Source organism: Streptococcus sp. Marseille-Q6488 (genome assembly GCF_946902925.1).
Classification (GTDB): Bacteria; Bacillota; Bacilli; order Lactobacillales; family Streptococcaceae; genus Streptococcus.
Genome location: NZ_CAMPPZ010000011.1, coordinates 18,116 through 37,982 on the forward strand (window position 1 = coordinate 18,116; position 19,867 = coordinate 37,982).

Annotated in this window: 24 protein-coding genes and 1 other annotated feature; of the genes, 1 reads left to right on the forward strand and 23 read right to left on the reverse strand. The window is 41.0% G+C overall.

Annotated elements, in window-relative coordinates; all coding sequences use genetic code 11:
- Positions 1-10: 10 nt before the first annotated feature.
- From OVN23_RS06070 to ybeY, 14 genes are all read right to left on the reverse strand, one after another.
- Positions 11-964 (reverse strand): competence protein CoiA, encoded by a 954-nt coding sequence (locus tag OVN23_RS06070; protein WP_173218299.1) that lies wholly within the window; start codon positions 962-964, stop codon positions 11-13.
- A gap of 78 nt (positions 965-1,042) precedes the next feature.
- Entirely contained in the window at positions 1,043-1,420 is a 378-nt protein-coding gene (locus OVN23_RS06075) for a type II toxin-antitoxin system HicB family antitoxin (RefSeq protein WP_050252888.1), read from the reverse strand.
- 27 nt (positions 1,421-1,447) lie between these two features.
- Positions 1,448-1,636: a type II toxin-antitoxin system HicA family toxin gene (locus OVN23_RS06080; RefSeq protein WP_001122912.1), complete on the reverse strand. Its 189-nt coding sequence runs from the start codon at positions 1,634-1,636 to the stop codon at positions 1,448-1,450.
- 121 nt (positions 1,637-1,757) lie between these two features.
- A complete protein-coding gene (tehB, locus tag OVN23_RS06085) occupies positions 1,758-2,618 on the reverse strand; it encodes an SAM-dependent methyltransferase TehB (protein WP_173218297.1) in 861 nt (286 codons plus the stop codon).
- 14 nt (positions 2,619-2,632) lie between these two features.
- Positions 2,633-3,100, reverse strand: a complete 468-nt coding sequence (gene smpB, locus OVN23_RS06090) for an SsrA-binding protein SmpB (RefSeq protein ID WP_001051750.1) — start codon at positions 3,098-3,100, stop codon at positions 2,633-2,635.
- On the reverse strand, positions 3,063-5,417 hold the full coding sequence (rnr, locus tag OVN23_RS06095; RefSeq protein WP_267240827.1) for a ribonuclease R: 2,355 nt from the start codon (positions 5,415-5,417) through the stop codon (positions 3,063-3,065). Before rnr ends, smpB begins: the two co-directional genes overlap by 38 nt.
- 100 nt (positions 5,418-5,517) lie before the next feature.
- Entirely contained in the window at positions 5,518-5,751 is a 234-nt protein-coding gene (secG, locus tag OVN23_RS06100) for a preprotein translocase subunit SecG (RefSeq protein WP_000282517.1), read from the reverse strand.
- A 39-nt stretch (positions 5,752-5,790) separates the two neighbouring features.
- On the reverse strand, positions 5,791-5,940 hold the full coding sequence (gene rpmG / locus OVN23_RS06105) for a 50S ribosomal protein L33 (RefSeq protein ID WP_001809104.1): 150 nt from the start codon (positions 5,938-5,940) through the stop codon (positions 5,791-5,793).
- Positions 5,940-7,139, reverse strand: coding sequence for a multidrug efflux MFS transporter (locus OVN23_RS06110; RefSeq protein ID WP_173218293.1), 1,200 nt, complete (start codon positions 7,137-7,139; stop codon positions 5,940-5,942). Before OVN23_RS06110 ends, rpmG begins: the two co-directional genes overlap by 1 nt.
- Positions 7,126-7,731 (reverse strand): dephospho-CoA kinase, encoded by a 606-nt coding sequence (coaE, locus tag OVN23_RS06115; protein WP_173218291.1) that lies wholly within the window; start codon positions 7,729-7,731, stop codon positions 7,126-7,128. Before coaE ends, OVN23_RS06110 begins: the two co-directional genes overlap by 14 nt.
- Entirely contained in the window at positions 7,731-8,555 is an 825-nt protein-coding gene (gene mutM / locus OVN23_RS06120) for a DNA-formamidopyrimidine glycosylase (protein ID WP_173282788.1), read from the reverse strand. Before mutM ends, coaE begins: the two co-directional genes overlap by 1 nt.
- A gap of 48 nt (positions 8,556-8,603) precedes the next feature.
- Positions 8,604-9,503: a GTPase Era gene (gene era / locus OVN23_RS06125; RefSeq protein ID WP_173218287.1), complete on the reverse strand. Its 900-nt coding sequence runs from the start codon at positions 9,501-9,503 to the stop codon at positions 8,604-8,606.
- Between the two features lie 16 nt (positions 9,504-9,519).
- Positions 9,520-9,915 carry a diacylglycerol kinase family protein gene (locus tag OVN23_RS06130; RefSeq protein ID WP_173218285.1) on the reverse strand — a complete coding sequence of 132 codons (396 nt, stop codon included), beginning with the start codon at positions 9,913-9,915 and terminating at the stop codon, positions 9,520-9,522.
- A complete protein-coding gene (ybeY, locus tag OVN23_RS06135; protein ID WP_173218283.1) occupies positions 9,896-10,393 on the reverse strand; it encodes an rRNA maturation RNase YbeY in 498 nt (165 codons plus the stop codon). The genes OVN23_RS06130 and ybeY overlap by 20 nt, the downstream gene beginning before the upstream one ends.
- A gap of 104 nt (positions 10,394-10,497) precedes the next feature.
- Between ybeY and pavA the strand changes: the two genes are divergently transcribed.
- Complete coding sequence (gene pavA / locus OVN23_RS06140) at positions 10,498-12,168, forward strand: Rqc2 family fibronectin-binding protein PavA (RefSeq protein WP_267240831.1); 1,671 nt, start codon at positions 10,498-10,500, stop codon at positions 12,166-12,168.
- Positions 12,169-12,347: 179 nt separating this feature from the next.
- Here the strand turns inward: pavA and OVN23_RS06145 are convergent, their stop codons facing one another.
- The 9 genes from OVN23_RS06145 to OVN23_RS06185 all read right to left on the reverse strand — a co-directional run bounded on the left by OVN23_RS06145 (position 12,348) and on the right by OVN23_RS06185 (position 19,849).
- Positions 12,348-14,117 carry a glucosaminidase domain-containing protein gene (locus tag OVN23_RS06145; RefSeq protein WP_267240832.1) on the reverse strand — a complete coding sequence of 590 codons (1,770 nt, stop codon included), beginning with the start codon at positions 14,115-14,117 and terminating at the stop codon, positions 12,348-12,350.
- A gap of 41 nt (positions 14,118-14,158) precedes the next feature.
- Complete coding sequence (locus OVN23_RS06150; RefSeq protein WP_319946282.1) at positions 14,159-15,145, reverse strand: dihydroorotate dehydrogenase; 987 nt, start codon at positions 15,143-15,145, stop codon at positions 14,159-14,161.
- Positions 15,108-15,908: a dihydroorotate dehydrogenase electron transfer subunit gene (locus tag OVN23_RS06155; protein ID WP_173252985.1), complete on the reverse strand. Its 801-nt coding sequence runs from the start codon at positions 15,906-15,908 to the stop codon at positions 15,108-15,110. The genes OVN23_RS06150 and OVN23_RS06155 overlap by 38 nt, the downstream gene beginning before the upstream one ends.
- A 248-nt stretch (positions 15,909-16,156) precedes the next feature.
- Entirely contained in the window at positions 16,157-16,537 is a 381-nt protein-coding gene (locus OVN23_RS06160; protein ID WP_173252986.1) for a VOC family protein, read from the reverse strand.
- 57 nt (positions 16,538-16,594) lie between these two features.
- Positions 16,595-16,954: a 50S ribosomal protein L20 gene (gene rplT, locus OVN23_RS06165; RefSeq protein WP_000124834.1), complete on the reverse strand. Its 360-nt coding sequence runs from the start codon at positions 16,952-16,954 to the stop codon at positions 16,595-16,597.
- Positions 16,955-17,005: 51 nt separating this feature from the next.
- A complete protein-coding gene (rpmI, locus tag OVN23_RS06170) occupies positions 17,006-17,206 on the reverse strand; it encodes a 50S ribosomal protein L35 (RefSeq protein ID WP_001125943.1) in 201 nt (66 codons plus the stop codon).
- A 32-nt stretch (positions 17,207-17,238) separates the two neighbouring features.
- Positions 17,239-17,769, reverse strand: a complete 531-nt coding sequence (infC, locus tag OVN23_RS06175) for a translation initiation factor IF-3 (protein ID WP_000848180.1) — start codon at positions 17,767-17,769, stop codon at positions 17,239-17,241.
- Between the two features lie 15 nt (positions 17,770-17,784).
- Positions 17,785-17,916 (reverse strand) — a sequence feature (ribosomal protein L20 leader region).
- A gap of 160 nt (positions 17,917-18,076) precedes the next feature.
- Entirely contained in the window at positions 18,077-19,258 is a 1,182-nt protein-coding gene (locus OVN23_RS06180) for a hypothetical protein (RefSeq protein ID WP_173252987.1), read from the reverse strand.
- Between the two features lie 3 nt (positions 19,259-19,261).
- The gene (locus OVN23_RS06185; protein ID WP_173252988.1) at positions 19,262-19,849 is read right to left on the reverse strand and encodes an ATP-binding cassette domain-containing protein; all 588 of its coding nucleotides are present in this window, start codon (positions 19,847-19,849) and stop codon (positions 19,262-19,264) included.
- Between the last annotated feature and the right edge of the window lie 18 nt (positions 19,850-19,867).

The window sequence follows — 19,867 nt, forward strand, 5'->3', positions numbered from 1 at the left end:
TCCATCCTTTCTATTTTACCATATTTTTCAAGAAATATTGCTGATAAAAGGCTGGTGGATAAAGCTTTTGCCAATCATTTTGAGGATTTTCTTGGTAATAGGTTTGAAAATACTGATAATAGCGAGTCAAATCTTGCTCAATTTGGCAAAAATTACCTACTAGTGGTCTTATTTGTGGATACCATTCTTTTAGACCATAAGTTAGGAGATTTTCTCCCTTTTTATAGGCTTCCGCTTGTTCTTTCATCCAAAAAGGATTTTGATAATAGAGTTGTTGCCGGATATAGCGACAGATGTCCTTGTCCTGAGAAGCTGTAAAATGAGATATTTTTTGTTTCTTATAGGGAAGACGTAATATCTCCAGTAAACTATCTTGTCCATAGGGAAATTCCTTGATTTGATAATAGAGTCTGCCTCGGAGATCCTGGTGGATGAGATATTTAAGCCTTAAAACCTGTTTTTCCTTGTCTACTTCCCAAACATAAAAGCCCATGTTTTGACTGAAATAGAGAAAACCTTGTTGCAGACGAGTCAAACGGTCTTTGAGCCACAGTTTTTGCCCCAGCAACCACAGTACTTGGTAACCCTCACTACAATAGCCCTCACTGCGCTCTTTAAGAACTTTTTGAGGCAAGGGACTACATTGAACCTCTAAAGCTAGATTGCCATTTACAAACACATCCGCAATCTGTTTAAGCTCTGGAAGCGGGTATTCTAATTGCACCTCTGCATCTTTTTTCAACCAGTGATAAAGTGATTCTTTATTGGACAGGTGTTCTGGGCTTTCATTTTCAGAGGAATAATCACAGTCTTTTAAGGATTTATGGGCAAAATGGGTTCGGACACTTGGTCCTTGCCGCAAACGGAGCTGACCTCCACAAGCTGGGCAAGTGTAGGCTTGCTTCTCAAGCTTATCCTCTAACACATTTACCAATTCTCCCCTAGTATCTCTCGCAACAAACATGATTTCCCTCCTTTTCTATATTATTCGAAAAAAAGAAAAAAGATCAGGAAATTTCCTAATCTTCATCACTCTATAATTTTAGAGTTGCAAGCGACTTTCAAGAGCTTGTGTCAAAACTTCAGAATAGTTCACTTTCTCACGATCTGCAAGTCTGACTAGCCACTCTGGAACCGTAACATTTTTTCGAATCGCTTTATTATTCTTTACGAAAGGCAAGGGATTGACCTGAATCAAAGTCACAAATCCATCAGGAGCTTTCAACTCAGCAATGTCACTAGGAGTAGGCAGAGCCAGTCCTTCATCAATATAAGAAGCTAAAACACTCTCAAGCATTTCCCGAGCATTTTTCATTGCAAGTTCAATCGTTGCTCCCTCTGTCCCACCTCCAAACTCCGGAAATTCAATCCAGTATCCAGTACCTTCTTTATGAAAAATAGCAGGATAAGATTTTAGCATAATACACCTCCACAATTTCCAAATCAACTACAATCCCAAATCTTTTAATATTTTTCTCTCTAACCCTTTTCCTAGATCATCATTACCGTGAACTGGAATAGTGACAAGATAGGGAACTCCTTCTTTCTTAAAATGATGATGACTTCCTCTCTTACGAACTTCAATCCATCCATTTGCAAGAGCTAATTTTACCATTTCCTTACCTGTGATTGGCATTCATTGTCACCTTTCTAGCTAAAATTATACTTATAATGCGTATTTTTGTCAATTCTTCTATCTTATCTATTCGTAAAAAAAGAAAAAAAAGATCAGAAAAATTCCTAATCTTCATTCATGTTTATTTAATTTTCTTAGCTAGCATGGTCGCAAAGCGTAGTTGAATGCGATTGCCATTTTCATCGCGACGGTGCAATTGACCTGGATTTTCATTGTACTTAACCAATTCCCAGTCCTTGTAATAGTCTGACAATTCCCCTTCTTTAAAGGTAAATGGGAAGTTCACAGAGCAAGGGTAATCTTCCGTATCCATAGCACAAACGATAAGATTATAACCACCGACCGTAGTATGCTCCTGCATATTTTTGATAATTGCAGGAATGCGGTCTGCTTGCAAAAACATCAAAACAACTGTCGATACGATGAAATCATACGCTTGCCCAATACTAGCTGAATTGATATCGTAAAGACCAACTGGCATGTCCAGATTTTCCTGCTCCACAATGCTTTGCAAGATTTCAAGGGCCAGTTCATTTTGATCCACAGCTGTCACATCAAAACCTTGTTGGACTAAAAAGAATGCATTACGGCCTTGACCACAGCCCAAATCCAAGGCTTTCCCTGGTTTTACTGTCTGCATAGCCTCTAGGACCTCTGAATGAACAGGATTAGTATTGTATTTCTTAGGGAAATAATCTTCAGGTTTACAATAAAACTCCAAGTACCATTCCACATCGTCTGTAGCAGCCTCGACTCGATGCCAAGCTTGAGGTTGTGCCATGGGATTGTCGGCTCCTGCTTCAAAGAGGTGCTCAGCTAAAACCTCACCATCTTCTGTCAATTCAATAAACTTGAGAGCTCCCTTCAAGACAGTAATTTTCCCCCAAGTCCCAACCTTGGTATTGTGTTTCTGCTGAACAGCCTCTGGCATAGTTTCTTTAGTCCACAAAGGCATGCGTTTATAGGCAACTAGTTTTTCCATCTTCATTCCTCTTTTTATCGCTGATTGACAGCTTTCATCACGCGCGCAATATCGCGATTCTGCTCACGTCGCTTGATTGACTCCCGTTTATCATAGTCATGCTTTCCTTTAGCTAGACCTAAAAGGAGTTTAGCGTAACCATCTTTGATATAGACTTTAAGGGGAACCAGGGTCATTCCTGTCCCTTTGGTCTCTTGTTCCAATTTTTGAATTTGTTTCTTATGGAGCAGGAGTTTGCGGCGACGTTCTGGTTCCTGATTCCAGATATTACCCTCTTCGTAAGGAGCGATATGAACGTTGCTCAACCAGACCTCCCCATTTTTTACTTGTGCAAAACCGTCCTTGAGATTGATTCGAGCAGCTCGCACACTCTTGATTTCAGTTCCAGTCAGGACCATTCCTGCTTCTAGCGTATCTACGATTGTATAGTCGTGGCGCGCCTTTTTATTTTGTGCGACGACCTTTCCCTCGCCCTTTGCCATGCTTGGCTCCTTTCTTAGCTACTTCCTTGTAAAAAGGTTTCTTTCCTTTTTTCTTCTTGTCTTTTTGTGAATGCTTGCGCTTATCATTTGAGCGTCCTGATTTTCTCTTATCTTCCTTCTTATCTGAACGACGACTTGAACCACGCCCTCTGTCACTGCGACTAGACTGTTTCAAGCCTTTTTCAATCACATCAAACTCACTTGGAATGTAAGAGAAGTCAATTTCGCCCGTCATCTTATCAGCTCTTTCAACGCGAATGCGAATCTGCTGACCTACACGGAAGGTTGTTCCTGATTTCTCTCCACGAAGAGTCAAATCACGCTCATTGAAATGATAAAATTCAGGTAGATTAGTGATGTGAATCAAGCCTTCAACTGTGTTTGGCAATTCAACAAAGAGACCGAATTTGACAATACTTGATACAACTGCATCGTACTCTTCGCCTACGTACTCTTCCATGTACTCAGCCTTTTTCATGGCTTCGACTTCACGCTCCGCCTCGATGGCACGACGCTCACGGTTGGAAGACTGGGTCGCAATCTCTGGAATCACTTGTTCAAAATGCTCTGCTATTTCTTTAGAACGGCCGTAATCACGAATCATACGGTGAACAAGAAGGTCTGGATAACGACGAATCGGACTGGTAAAGTGAGTATAATAGTCAGCAGCTAGTCCATAGTGGCCGTAATTGTGCTCCGAATAACGAGCCTGCTGCATAGAGCGAAGAAGCATCATGGACAATACATCTGCATAAGGTTCTCCCTCAACAGCACGCATAATGTCTTGAAGTGCCTCCTGGCCAATCTCACTGGCAGTCCCATAAATGCGCAAGCCAAAACTCGAAGCATAATCAATAAACTTCTGAACCTTTTCAGCCTTAGGCTCCTCGTGAATTCTATAGATAAAAGGCAAATCCAACTTGCTGAAATGCTCAGCAACTGTTTCATTGGCCATCAACATAAAGGACTCAATCATACGCTCGGCAATGCCACGCTGACGAAGAACGATATCAACAGGCTTACCTTGTTTATCCACTAAAATCTTCGCTTCATTGGTATCAAAATTGAGAGCTCCACGTTTCACACGCATGTTTTCTAAAGTTTCATGAAGCTTGGCCATAAGTTCGATACTTGGTACAATTTTATGATATTCTTTTCTCTTTTCTTCATCGCCAGCTAGGATATCATTGACATCGCTATAGGTCATCCTGAAGCTAGTCTTGATAACCGTTTGTGTGATGGTGTAGTTGACTACACGACCATGTTTATCAATCTCCATAATGGCAGACTGGGTCAGGCGGTCAACTTGAGGATTGAGAGAACAGATACCATTTGACAGTCGTTCTGGAAGCATTGGAACCACTCGGTCTGTTACATAGACTGAAGTCGCGCGGTTAAGGGCTTCCTTGTCAAGGGCAGAACCCTCGGTCACATAATAGGAAACATCTGCTATGTGAACTCCGAGTTCGATATTTCCATTTTTCATAGGCTTAATATGCACCGCATCGTCCAAGTCCTTGGCGTCAGCACCGTCAATGGTAAAGGTAATCTCATCTCTTAGATCCAGACGACCTTCCATATCCTTTTGAGACGGAGCATCAGGCACACTTTCTGCTTCCTTGACAACAGCTTCTGGAAACTCGGATACAATGTCCATTGATTCCAAGACCTCAATAACATCAATTCCGACATCCGTTGAATGCCCCACCACATCGAGGACACTCGCGACAAAGAAATCATGTTTCTTACTTGGGTATTTATCGATAAAGACCTTGAGAACTTCTGTTCCCTCCAGTTTAAGGGCTGGTTTCTTAACATAGATGGGTTGGCTGATTTTCTGATTTTTCGAACGGATGTAGCCAGCATACTTAGGCTTTTCCTGATCCAGAACGATTTGGCCAACAACAGTTGTCAAACTGTGTTCTAAGATATCAATAATTTTTGCTTCTGCTGCTGTTCCCTTATTGCGGTCAGCGACTTTCTTGATGACGACCTCAACGGTATCACCATCAATAGCATAGTTGACATCGTTTTTTCCTACAAAAAGGTCGTCCTCTTCCCCTTCTAGACTGACAAAGCCAAAGCCATTTTTATGGGCATGAAAAATCCCCTTGAGAGTAATCTCATGTTTTTTCTTGACTTCCAAGGTCAGACTTCCATCTTCTTCAAAGCGAATCTGGTGCTTTCTTTCCATTAAGGACAAGGTTTTAATCAACTCACGAAAGTCCTTGGAACCGTCTTTTCCCAAAGCCTGAGCCAAGTCATTGACAGTTACCTTTCCCTTATCTTGTAAATATTCTTTTATTCTGTCTTTCATATTTTCTTTCTAGATTTTTTATTTTCTTTTACTGTAAAACCTTCTCAAATATCTTTTAAAAATAAAAAGAGGCAAAGACCTAGTCCTGCCCATTATTTTCTTATCTACTTGATAATACCGTCAATGCTAAGGCAATGGCTAGCCAGAAAAAGACTAAAATCCCTGTCAAACGCTGCATTACAGCTTCGAAACCGCGTGCTTTACTACGTTCAAACAAATCACCTGAGCTGGCATCAAATACATTGCTGGATTGGTTTTTAGTTGGTTGCATGAAAATCGCAATCACAATCACAACAGATAATACTAATAAAATGGTTAATAATAGGTTATACATATCAAACTCCTTAAAATCCTTATTATTTTACCATAAAATCTACTTAGATTCAAGATGTAGGGTTACTTTTCTTTCCTTGGGACAATACTTTAAAACCTCAATCTTGTCTGGATGAGTTTTTGAATTTTTACTGGTTAGGTAATTGATACTGCCACAAGAGGAGCATTTGAGATTAATTTTTACTCGCACTAGATTTCCTTTACTTTTAATAATGTTCGAAATTGAAGCAGGTTAAAGAGACAACTAAAGGCAACACAAAGGCTTGTCGCATAAAAGACTGCATGGTAGCCAAATTGACCTGCTACTGCAGAACCTGCCATGGGACCAACGACACCTCCCAGATAAAAGAATACCTGATTGAAGGCAAAGACCCTCGAAATGCCGGCTTGGGGAGTCATTTTGCTGAGTAGGGCATTAACCCCGGGAATCAGGGCACCGGTTCCCAATCCAAAGAGGAAACGATAAAGTCCTAGTTGAAGGGGGCTAGAGGCATTGGCACAGAGGAGATAGATGATGACTGAATAAAACTGGGCTACAACCAAGAGGCGATGGTTGCCCACCTTGTCACCTAGCTTTCCCATGACTCCTGCACTCATCATACTGGAAAAGCCCATACTGGATACAATCAAACCAGATACAAAAAGAAGATTCTCTGTCTGCCCTAAGTCGCGTACATACAGAGCTAAGATAGGGCCGATTGATTGGGCTGAAAATTGGATGACAAAACTGGTCAGAAAGAGGTTGGCCAAAAGATAGGGATATTTAACTGATGTAAATAATTCCCTTGTTGGGATGGCCTTTTCCTTGGCTACTGGTTGAAAATCTTCCTTGATAAAGCAAATAGTCAAAACAGCAGCTAAAAACAGAAAACTACCAACCAGTAAGAAAACTGTACGAATACCAAATAATTCTGCGATAAATCCCCCGATAAAGGGACCAGTTAGAGTACCTGCAACTACGCCAGTAGACAAAGTACCTAAGGCAGAGCCTGATTTCTCCTTTGGAACCTGACTGGCTATCAAGGCCGTTGCATTGGGAACAAAACCCGCAAATACACCATTCAGTAAACGAAGAAAGATTAACCAATAGATATTTGGCACAAAGGCCAAGCCTCCCATAGTGATAGTCATGGCCAGACCAGCACGAATCATCATGGGTTTTCGACCGTATTTATCAGCAAGGATGCCCCAGATAGGAGAGAAAAGTGCTGCAGAAATGGCAGAGACAGAAATAGCTAAACCTGCGTAAAAAGCAGCTTGATCACTCCCTACACCTAAATTTTCCACAAAGATGGGCATAAAGGGCACTACCAAAGAAATACTGGCTCCTGTCAGAAAATTACCAAACCAGGCAATGCGCAGATTATCCTTCCAGTTAATCTCTGTCATCTTGCTTACCTCCCTCAAGCAGGGAGAACACCTGAGTAAGAAGCTGGTCCTGATTTCCATTGTTATCTAGAACATAACTGGCCAAATCTTTCTTTTTCTCTAAAGGCCACTGGGCTGCCAGACGAAACTCAGCTTCATCTTTGGACAAGTGGTCCCTTTTCATTAAGCGTTCTACTTGGACATCTCGGTCCACATAGACCAACCAAGTCTCATCAAACCAAGAGACGTAGTTCTGCTCAAAAAGTAAGGGGATATCCATGAAAAAAATCTCTTCTGTCTGAGCAAACTGATCTCTCAACGTAGCTAGTTCCTCACGGATAATCTTTCCTTGGATTCGCTTAGACCATTCCTGTTCTTCAGGATTTGAAAAGATGAGATTAGCTAGGAGAGGGCGATTGAGTTCTCCATTTTCTAAGATAATTTTTTGACCAAAGTGCTGGACTAGAGCTTCAAACAGACGACCACCAGGTTTCTGTAGTTGGTGGACGGCTGCGTCGGCATCCACTACTTGAAAGCCTTGCTTTCTTAGAAAATTTGTCACGGTTGACTTACCAGAGGCAATTCCCCCAGTGATTCCGATGATTTTTCCCATCAGCCCCTCCTTTGGCACTGAGGACAAAAGTGGGTTCCACGTCCGCCTAGTTGGATTTTCTCAATCACTGTCCCACAGCGTGAACACTCTTGACCAGCCTTGTCATAGACCTGATGAAAATCCTGCATGGTTCCATCTTCCCCAAAGGCATTGGTATAGGTCCGAATGGTCGAACCACCTTTTTCAACGGCCTGGCCCAAAATAGCAATGGTTTGGTCATGAATGGCTGTCGTTTCTGCTGCTGTCAAAGTCTGGGAAGGTCTTGCCGGATGAACCTGAGCTCGCCAGAGAACCTCATCCACATAGATATTGCCAAGTCCAGCTACCAAGGTCTGGTCTAGGAGATGGGATTTGATAGGCTTTTTAGATTTCTTCAGGGCACCTATAAAATTCTCTAAATCAAAGTCCTGGTCTGTTGGTTCAGGCCCTAATTTTTTAGAAATAAAGTAGGCGTCTAAAAGATCAGGCTCCAAGAGTTCCATAGTACCAAACTTGCGAACATCCTCATAAACAAGCGTGCCACCGTCCTCAAACTGAAAGAAAACATGGGCATGCTTGCGTTCGGGAACCTGATACGGATAATAAAAATACTTGCCTTCCATGCGCAAATGGGAAATCAAGACCTTGTCTGTCAGGTAAAAAAGCAAATATTTGCCCCGACGTTCCATTGACTCAATAATCTGACCAGGCACCTCCTTTTGAAACTCGTCCAAATCTGTCTTAATCATCTTGGTATAGCGAATTTCTACACTCGAAATCTTCTTACCCAGAATCAATTTTTCTAAACCACGACGAACGGTTTCAACCTCAGGTAATTCAGGCATACGTCCTCCTTCTGTAAAAACAAGAAGCAGGCATGAGCCCACCTCTACTTAGTATTCTTTTTCATTATAGCCAAAGTCAGCCAAATCTAGCTTTTTATCGCGCCAGTTTTTCTTGACCTTGACCCAGGTTTCTAGGAAAACCTTGTCTCCTAGCATGAGTTCAATATCACGACGGGCCATGCTACCAATTTTCTTAAGCATAGCGCCACCTTTACCGATGATAATCCCTTTCTGACTATCGCGCTCGACCATGATGGTTGCACGGATGTGAACCTTGTCTGTCTCTTCATCTCGTTTCATAGAATCCACTACTACTGCAACAGAATGCGGAATTTCTTCACGAGTTAGGTGCAAGACTTTCTCGCGAACCATCTCTGATACTAAGAAGCGTTCTGGATGGTCTGTGATTTGGTCAGCTGGGAAATATTGGAATCCTTCATCCAGATTTTCACTCAAAATATCCACTAGACGAGACACGTTATTCCCCTGAAGGGCTGAGATTGGAACGATTTCCTTAAAGTCCATCTGATTACGGAAATCATCAATCTGAGACAAAAGCTGGTCTGGGTGAACCTTATCGATTTTATTCACCACCAGAATAACAGGAATCTTGGCAGCCTTAAGACGCTCGATAATCATATCGTCCCCCTTACCACGCGCTTCATCCGCAGGCACCATAAAAAGAACAGTATCCACTTCACGAAGGGTGCTGTAGGCGGATTCGACCATGAAATCTCCAAGGGCCGTTTTAGGTTTGTGAATCCCTGGTGTGTCGATAAAGACGATTTGTTCCTTATCAGTCGTGTAAATTCCCATGATTTTGTTGCGCGTTGTCTGCGCCTTGTCACTCATGATGGCAATCTTTTGCCCCATGACATGATTTAAAAAAGTTGACTTCCCAACATTGGGACGTCCTAAAATGGCTACAAAGCCTGATTTAAAAGTCATAATTTCCTCTTACTGTTTAAAATAATAAATCCCAGATTCGTGGGAGAAAAATCAATGCGCCTGTTAAGGCTGCGAAAAGAGAGACCACTAATACCGCGCCAGCTGCCATATCCTTGGCATTTTTAGCCAGCATGGAAAAGTGATAGTGACTGGCCAAATCCACCACATTTTCAATAGCAGAGTTGATAATTTCAAAGGCTACTACCAAGAAAATGCTCAATAAGAGAAAGAGCCATTCGATTCGTGACACCTGAAAAACAAAACCTGCAAGGATGACCACTAGAGCCGTCACGGCATGTTTTCGCATATTGCGTTCTTCCTTGCTAGCAGTAAAAATCCCTGTGATGGCAAATTCTAAACTGGATATCAGGTCACGATTTTTCCATTTTCGTTTATTGTCTTGTGAGTCCATAGGCTGTCAAAATTTCTTCTTGTAAACCGAACATCTCCGCTTCTTCTTCCGAAGTGTAGTGATCATAGCCGTTGATATGTAAAAAGCCGTGTACTGCCAAGAAGCCCATCTCACGCTCAAAGCTGTGACCGTATTCCTCGGCCTGCTCATGAGCCTTATCAATAGAGATGAACAGTTCCCCAATATAGGCATCAAACTCAGACATCATCTCTGCCAATTCCGGATTTTCAAGCAAATCTTCCTCGGCAAAGGCAATTTCCAACTCTGGCTTGTATTCAAGGCTGATAACATCTGTCGGACGGTCTGTGTCACGGTACTCCAGATTGAGTTCATGACTACGCTCATTGGTCACAAAGGTAACTGCCATCTCCTTGTCCTCTTTTCCTAATTTTTGGGCTGCAAATTCCAAAATTTCTTGGGTTTGTTGCAACATTTCTTTTGAAACTTGACCAGTTTCATCTACCATTTCAATATACATGTGCTTCTCGTTTCTCTTTACTTGGCTTTATTATACCACATTTCCATGATTTTATTCTACCTTTTTGATATAATACTATGGAATACAATCACAAGGAGAGAACGATGTCATTTGACGGATTTTTTTTACACCACATGGTTGAGGAATTGCGAAGAGAATTAGTGAACGGTCGCATTCAGAAAATCAATCAACCTTTTGAACAAGAGTTGGTCTTGCAAATCCGTAGCAATCGCCAAAGTCATCGCCTGCTCCTTTCTGCCCATCCAGTTTTTGGACGCATTCAGCTGACCCAAACGACTTTTGAAAATCCAGCTCAACCTTCCACCTTTATCATGGTTTTGAGAAAATATTTGCAGGGTGCCCTGATTGAGTCGATTGAGCAAGTGGAAAATGACCGTATTGTGGAAATGACAGTTTCCAATAAAAACGAGATTGGAGACCATATCCAGGCTACCTTGATTATTGAGATTATGGGTAAACACAGTAATATTCTACTGGTTGATAAAAGTAGCCACAAAATCCTCGAAGTCATCAAACATGTTGGTTTTTCACAAAATAGCTACCGTACCTTGCTTCCTGGGTCGACCTACATCGCTCCGCCAAGTACGGAATCTCTCAATCCTTTTACAATCAAGGACGAGAAACTCTTTGAAATCCTACAAACACAGGAAACGACAGCTAAAAACCTTCAAAGCCTCTTTCAAGGTCTGGGACGCGATACGGCAAATGAATTGGAAAACATTCTGATTATTGATAAACTATCTACTTTCCGAAACTTTTTCAATCAAGAAACCAAACCATGCTTGACTGAGACTTCCTTCAGCCCAGTTCCTTTTGCAAATCAGGTGGGAGAGCCTTTTTCCAGTCTTTCTGATTTGTTGGACACCTACTATAAGGATAAGGCTGAGCGCGACCGCGTCAAACAGCAAGCTAGTGAACTCATTCGTCGTGTTGAAAATGAACTTCAAAAAAATCGTCATAAGCTGAAAAAACAAGAAAAAGAGTTACTGGCGACAGACAATGCTGAAGAATTTCGTCAAAAAGGAGAATTGCTGACAACCTTCCTTCATCAAGTGCCAAACGACCAAGACCAGGTTATCCTAGACAACTACTACACCAACCAACCTATCACGATTGCGCTTGATAAGGCTCTGACTCCCAACCAGAATGCCCAACGCTATTTTAAACGTTACCAGAAACTCAAAGAAGCTGTCAAATACTTGACTGATCTGATTGAAGAAACCAAGGCCACTATTCTCTATTTGGAAAGTGTAGAAACCGTCCTCAACCAAGCTGGACTGGAAGAAATCGCTGAAATCCGTGAAGAATTGATTCAAACTGGCTTTATCCGCAGAAGACAACGGGAGAAAATACAGAAACGCAAAAAACCAGAACAATATCTAGCAAGCGATGGCAAAACCATCATCTATGTCGGCCGAAACAACCTACAAAACGAGGAGCTAACCTTTAAAATGGCCCGCAAGGAGGAACTTTGGTTCCATGCCAAGGACATTCCTGGAAGCCACGTTGTCATCTCAGGCAATCTTGACCCATCTGATGAAATCAAGACAGACGCAGCAGAGCTGGCTGCCTTCTTCTCTCAAGGGCGCTTATCAAATCTAGTTCAAGTAGATATGATTGAAGTCAAAAAACTCAATAAACCAACTGGTGGAAAACCAGGATTTGTCACTTACACAGGACAAAAGACCCTCCGTGTCACACCAGACCCAGAAAAAATTGCATCCATGAAAAAAGAGTCTGGGACAAAAGTCTAACCTTAAATATAAAAAGCGAACAAAACAAGTTATCTGACACTCAGAATTCTGTTTTGTTCGCTTTTTTGTCTAATCTATCGATTTTAAAAACTTATAATAAAGAATTCCTAAAATCAAAATCTTTTTGTCCCCGACTATTTTTAACTTACTATTCACTCAAATCATATCCAATTATATGACTAATCTTTACCACCTAGCTTCTCATTGATTTTCATCATCACACTAGCAATTTTTTCGCCCCAATAAGGGTCTGAGGCATATTCCACATTCATACCAGACGCCTTGTTTCCAAGGAAAGTTCTGCCCCTATCGATATAATTTTCCTTGATCCACTTGGTTGCTCCTAAAATTCCCTTATCCACATCATCAAATGTCTTGGCAGAAAGGTAAGGTGTCGTATCATAGGCTGTAATTCCAAAGAAATTATTCTTATCTTTGGCAATTTTACTTCGTCCCCAATCACTTTCTAAAGCACTATGGGCAAGGAGGTAAAGGGCATTGATATGGTAATGCTCTTCGGCTTCCTTAAAGGTAGCTCCCTTATTTTCCAAGAGACTATTGTCAATATTTAACAGACTAAATACCTTATCCAAGTCTTCAGCACTATAGTTTGTAGCCTCTGTCAAGTCTTTGAAAAGGAAGGGATTTTCAAGCTTAAAACCATCAAAATACAGCCCATCTGCCGAATAATATTTCTTGCCTACTTCCATATCAGAAATATGAGAAGCTACTGGAATACTAGCATTCTGAGCCACATAGTGATAAAAACGGTGTCCATCACTCTCATAATAAGGGATAAAGTCCTTACTAGCATCTAGCGCTTGTAAATCTTCTGTTTTCATATAGCCTGACAAACCAGAAATAGTAATAGCCAAGCGCTTGTCATCACTTTTTCTATCCTTATCTAGCCAGACGACACTACCTTGCGATATATAGGAGAGCTTTTCACCATCTGCATTATAAACATTTGCTGTGACAGGTACTACTTGATAATAAGCAGCATTTTCATTTGTAGCTTTTTCTCCAAGCCATTTACCATCGTTTCCAAGCTGATAACCATCTACTGTTTCATTTTTCACCATGTAGCCACCAGATTTGAAGTAGTACCAGGCTTGACTTTTAGCATCGTATAGCCATTCTTTCTCAGCCATTTTACCATCAGATTTGATGTAAAACCATGACTCCTTATCCCAAATCCATTCATTGGCTGCCATATAGCCACCGGATTTTAGATAATAATAGTGACCATTTTCGAAAATCCATTCTTTCTCAGCATGTTTTCCATTTTCTTTGATGTAAAACCAAGATTGGTATTGTTTGTCAAAAAGCCAACCTTGCTGCACTTTGGCACCACTGGCATTCACATAAGCCTGGTCAATCCACTGACTTGTTAGCAAATAACCACCAGATTTGAAATAATAGTCCTTGCCCTTAATTTGGAGCCATTCTTTCTCTGCGTGCTGGCCATCTGCTTTTATATAAAACCAAGAGTCGTATTGAGAATCAAATACCCAGTCTTCTATTACCTTGGCACCTGTTGCACCAACATAGGAAGTTCCTACCCAAGCAGTTCTTTTCATCTTTCCATTTTGGTCAAGATAATAAAAGGCTCCCTTGTCTTCTACCCATTCTGACTTGGCCATATAGCCACCAGATTTAAGATAAAAATAGTCGTCACCTTGTTTCAGCCATTCATTTTCAGCATAGTTAGCATCTGCTTTTATATAAAACCAAGATTGATAATGAGCATCAAAAACCCACTCATTGGCTGCTTGACTGCCGTCTGCTTTCAGGTATTGTTTTCCTTGCCAAGTACCATCACTGGCTATTGCACTCTCTGGTCTAACTAAGAAAAATAGCAGAGCTAAAAAAATAAATCTTACTTTCTTCATTAACCTTCTTCCTCTGTTCTTATTTATTTTATTGTACCAAAATTCTCCTAAATTCATATTACAAACTAATAAAAAATCAAGAACAGATTGATTGCAGTTTACCTAAGAGACTCTTTTACTTCCTTGCGGAGATTTTCCAGACTGCTAATGCCGTATTTGTCCATAACTTTTGGTAAATTTTCGATGATATCAGGACAGGCATAGGGATTGGTAAAGTTGGCTGTTCCAACTCCGATGGCAGATGCTCCAGCCAGATACATTTCTAGGGCTGCTTCAGCCGAATCCACTCCCCCCATTCCAATGATAGGCAGGTCTGTTATTTGGGCGACTTGGCAGATGAGTTTGAGTGCTACTGGAAAGACTGCTGAACCAGACATTCCACCTGTTCCATTGGCCAAGATTGGTTTTCTGGTTTTGAGGTCAAAGCGCATTCCAACTAGAGTATTGATCATGGTCAAGCCACTTGCTCCCGCATCTTCTGCAGCTTTTGCGACAGTAACGATATCGGTCACACTCGGGGTTAATTTGACATAAACTGGCACTTCGGAGGCTTCCACAGCTGCTTTCACCACATCATAAGCCAAATCTGGATCTTGACCAATCAAAAGTCCGTGATTACAGTGGTCAACATTGGGGCAAGAAATATTGAGCTCGATAGCCTTTACATTAGCTGCCTTGGAAATACCATGAGAAACAGCCGCATACTCTTGTTTTGAAAAACCAGCCACATTGGCAATAATAGGAAGATTTGGATATTCTCTTTCCAACCAAGGTAGCTTTTCGGCCAAAACAACTTCCAAACCAGGATTTTGCAAGCCAATTGCATTGAGCATGCCAGCAGGTGTTTCTGCCACCCTTGGAGTTGGATTGCCAAAACGGGCTTCAAGGGTTGTCGCCTTGATCATAATAGAACCTAAAAGATCTAAATCATAGTACTTGGCATACTCTTGTCCAAAACCAAAACAGCCTGATGCTGGAATAATCGGATTTTTCAAATCCAAACCAGGTAGAGAAACTTGTAAACGATTTGTAGACATGATTTTCCCCTTATAATACAACTGTTCCTGTGCGGAAAACAGGGCCATCTTCACAGACACGTTGGCTGAGCGTCTCGCTTTCTGGCACTTTTAGGACACAGGCATAGCAGGCACCCATCCCACAAGCCATACGAGATTCCAGAGATAGATAGGCTCTTGGGTGGTCATAAAAGGTTTGATTGATATACTTCATCATTCCAGGCGCCCCACAAGAATAAACAGCATCAAACTGACTGTCTAAATCCTTGATGACAACAGAAACATTCCCCTTGATGCCATAAGAACCATCATCTGCCGTTACAAAGACCTGCCCATATTGGGCCAATTCCGTTTCAAGGATAACAGCATCCTTGTTAGCAAAACCAAGGACTGTCACCACTTTCACACCACGCGCATGCAATTCCTTGGCTACTTCAAGCAAGGGCGGAACACCAATCCCCCCACCAACTAAGAGAACCTGGCTCTGATTGTCCAGTTCAGACAAGTCAAAACCATTTCCCTGAGGCCCCATCACATCAAGAGTATCTCCCTGACCTAAGGTTGAAAAAATAGCTGTCCCAGCTCCCTCAATCCGATAAATAAGGCGACACTGCTTCTTAACCTTATCGATAGACGAAATTGAAATAGGACGACGCAAGAGATGGGCATCATCAGGCACACGCAGATGAAGAAATTGACCTGCTCGCATAGCTTCAACCATTTCCCCTTCTAGGACTAATTTAAAGATTGCTGGCGCAATTTCCTCCTGTGCAACCACCTTCATGGTTTCCAAACGAATGGCACCCAAACGCTTCTTACATGTGGGATTCATGATTTTTCCTCCTTAAATTTTAAGGGGACCAGACAAAGAAAAGACCTTGCGATTGCAAGGCCTCAGTTAAAATCGTACAACACAAGAGAGCACACTCAAAAAGTCTCCTCTGGAAAATTGTACTATTCTTTTATCCGACACCTTGTGAGTCTCTCTGGACTCCCCTTAAAGGTTAAATTTTTACTAGTATACTCTTTCAGCTAAAAAAAGTCAAGTAGAAAACGAACATTCTACTTGACTTCACGGGATTATTTTTCACGAATGACTTCGACCTTGTATCCATCAGGGTCTTTGACAAAGTAATAGTTTGGTGCAGTTCCTGGTAGACCATTTGGCTCAGTCACTTCATAGCCTTTTGCACTGTGCTCTTGGTGAAGAGCCTCAAGATCAGGTGTACTTAGGGCGATATGGGCAAAACCATCTCCAACTACATAAGGGCCATGATCATAGTTATAAGTCAACTCCAACTCATAATCGTCACCATCAAGTCCTAGATAGACAATCGTGAAGGCATGATCTGGAAAATCTCTGCGACGCAATTCTTTAAATCCAAAAGCATCTTGATAGAATGCAATTGATTTTTCAAGATTTTCTACTCGCAAGCAAGTGTGTAGCATTTTTGAAGCCATATTTTTCTCCTTTATTTTTAAAAAGACTGGACAATCCTGTTCCAGTCTTATCAGTTATTATTTACCAAGTTTTGCTTTAGCCGCATCTGCAAGAGCTGTGAAAGCTGCTGCATCGTTAACAGCCAAGTCAGCAAGCATTTTACGGTTAACTTCAATCTCAGCCAATTTCAAACCATGCATCAATTGTGAGTATGAAAGTCCGTTCATACGAGCTGCCGCGTTGATACGAGTGATCCACAATTTGCGGAAGTCACGTTTTTTCTGACGACGGTCACGGTATGCATAGTAGTAAGAGTTCATTACTTGTTCTTTTGCAGTACGGAACAAGATGTGTTTAGCTCCATAGTAACCTTTTGCTAATTTAAGAATACGTTTACGACGTTTGCGTGATACAACGCCACCTTTAACACGTGCCATGTTTTATTTCCTCCAAATATTTCCTAGAATTGTTTACTTACAGTCAAGCTATTATTTCAAGCGAGTAAGCATTGCTTTGATACGTTTGTAATCTCCTGAATGCACCATAGATGCTTTACGAAGATGACGACGTTGTTTCTTAGTTTTTCCGTGGAAACGGTGAGAAGTGTAAGCACGGAAACGTTTAAGTCCACCAGAACCTGTACGTTTGAAACGTTTAGCTGATGCGCGGTGTGTTTTTTGTTTTGGCATGATTTTTTCTCCTTTATTTAACTTTCTGACAATTATTTTTTGTCAGTCGCTGGCGCCAATTGCATGAACATTTGACGTCCATCCATTTTAGCACGTTGTTCGATGATGGCAATATCTTGAGTTGCTTCAGCAAACTCGGCTAAAACTTTTGCACCAATCTCTTTATGGGTAATCATACGACCCTTAAAGCGAATAGATACCTTAACTTTATTTCCTTTTTCAAGGAATTTGCGTGCATTGCGAAGTTTTGTATCAAAGTCACCCTTGTCAATCGTTGGACTTAGACGAACTTCTTTCACAGTAACAACACTTTGTTTTTTACGTTGTTCTTTTTGCTTCTTCTGGTACTCAAATTTGAACTTACCGTAGTCCATAATTTTTGCAACAGGCGGTTTGGCTTGGGGTTGAATCAATACTAGGTCAACATTAGCGTTATCAGCCAAAGCTTGCGCTTCACTGAGTGGCTTGATGCCTAGCTGTTCTCCTTCAAGACCAATCAAGCGAACTTCACGTACACGAATCTCATCATTGATGAATAAGTCTTGCTTTGCTATGGTTTTCACCTCTTTTGTTTTATTAGAGAAAAACAATAGCGGACTCGTAAATATACAAGCCCGCACGTTATGATAGCGTTTCTTAGAAACTTTTCATCCGTAGGGCCAGGCAACTTAATGTCACAAGGCGAGAAGCTCTCACTTCTGCTTTTCTCAACTTTTATATGATACCAAGTTTTCTAGCTCTTGTCAAGATAAAAAGTTATTTTTTTGAAAAGTTTCTGTTTGTATTTTGACTTGGTTTACGCATCAAAAAGAGAGAACCAAGTTGATTCCCTCTCTATGTTAGTTTTTACTTATTTTCCCTATAGGAAAACTAAGCCTTAAAAAATTCTTTTTTCTGTGAACTTCCCCATCTTTCGATAAATAGAATCCCCACTAACAAAAGGATAATCAGGCAAGGAAGTAAGAACATCCCCATACTCCAATTTAGATTGACATTATCAATTTGCTTAGGTAATCTTCCAGATAAAATCTCCACTGAACGCAAGTAAGTAAATGGAATCAGATGTGCAATCTTTTGAAGAGGCTGAATGGTTTGGATACCAAACAATAAGCCAACAATCCCAATGAGTGAAAGAAAAAGGACAGGCATTTTTTGCTTGAAAAAGTAAGCAATCAAGTACACTACTTCCACAATGACGATAAAGGCTAAGAAAGCTAAGAACAAGCCAGGAAATAACACATCTTGTATCTTTCCAATAGTTACCTCTTGATTCACTAAGCCATAAATCGGGTAGGGATAATCTAACTGTCCAAAACCACTTATCAGACTTCCCGCTAGAAAAGAAAATCCACAGATTCCGATAAACAGCACAGTTACATAGCCCACTCCAACTCCAAGAGAGGACATGGCAAATGCCACTTTTGAAAAAGGATATAACTGAGCTGTGTCCAGATGATTTTGATATCTTTCTGCAAATAGTTGCGTTAGCATAAAAATAATAGCAACCACAAACAAGCTTGGGATGATAGCCTCTAAAACCCAGACAATCTGATCAATCCCGTGGGTCGGAAACTCCAAAGTATGTGCTTTTATGTTCAAGGGATACAGGGCTTGGTAAATCTTCCGTTCGCGGTCAACCCCCATTTTTAAGCCAGAGCTAGCAGTCGGGTCATTTGATACAAATTCATAATTCTTCTCTTCATCTTGCCACTGCAGATAGTAGGCCTCTTTCCAGCGCCCTTCTTTTAATAAAGTCAAAATTTCTGTCTTTCGCTTCAAAAGATTTTTTTGTAATTCTAAATTACTTTTAGCAAACTGGTATTCCTCCGAGCTGGTGTCAGACATTTGGGAAAGTTTCGCTTCATTTTCATTGATAGCTCTCTCATTTGCTACAAGATGGGCATCCAAGCTAGTCTCTAAGCTGACTGAGTTTGCAGTCTGACTATTAAAATAAAAGGTAACACCGAGTACAGATGCAAATAAAAGTAAGATAATCCAGTTTAAGCGACTTTTGAAAACTTTTTTCAATAAAAATAGACTAACATCTTTCATAAACTAAACCTCTTCTATCTGCCCCTGATGAATGGTTACTACTCTATCGCAGACATCAACCAACTCTTCCTTATAGTGGGAACTTAAAAGAACCAGCTGTTCTTGCCTATCGATTTGTACAAGCCTATCAAAAAACTTCTGTCGATAATACTCATCTAAGCCATTTGTAATCTCATCCATGAGCCAGCATTTGGCCTGACTCAGGAAATACATGGCAATCACCAAGCGTTGCTTCATGCCTAAGGAATACTTGCGAATGGGAAGGCTGATATAGTCAGACATTTCCCAGTAATCAATTTCATCCCTCAAGTTCAGACCTGACTTCCAGATATTTTTGATAAGGCGAAGATAGTCTATCCCACTTAAGTTTCCATCCAGCCATTCAACGCTCTCATAATAAAATAAAGAAGGAGGGGCTGCAATATTTCCGCTACTTATAGGAATTAAATTGCTAATGGCGCGGAATAGTGTCGTCTTTCCAGAACCATTGATAGCAAGAATACCATAAATCCTACCCTTTTCAAATGTAAAATCAACATCTTGTAAGATGACTTGTCGCGTTTTTAAGGTCACATGAGTAAGCTGCAACATATCTAGTCCTCCTTTTTA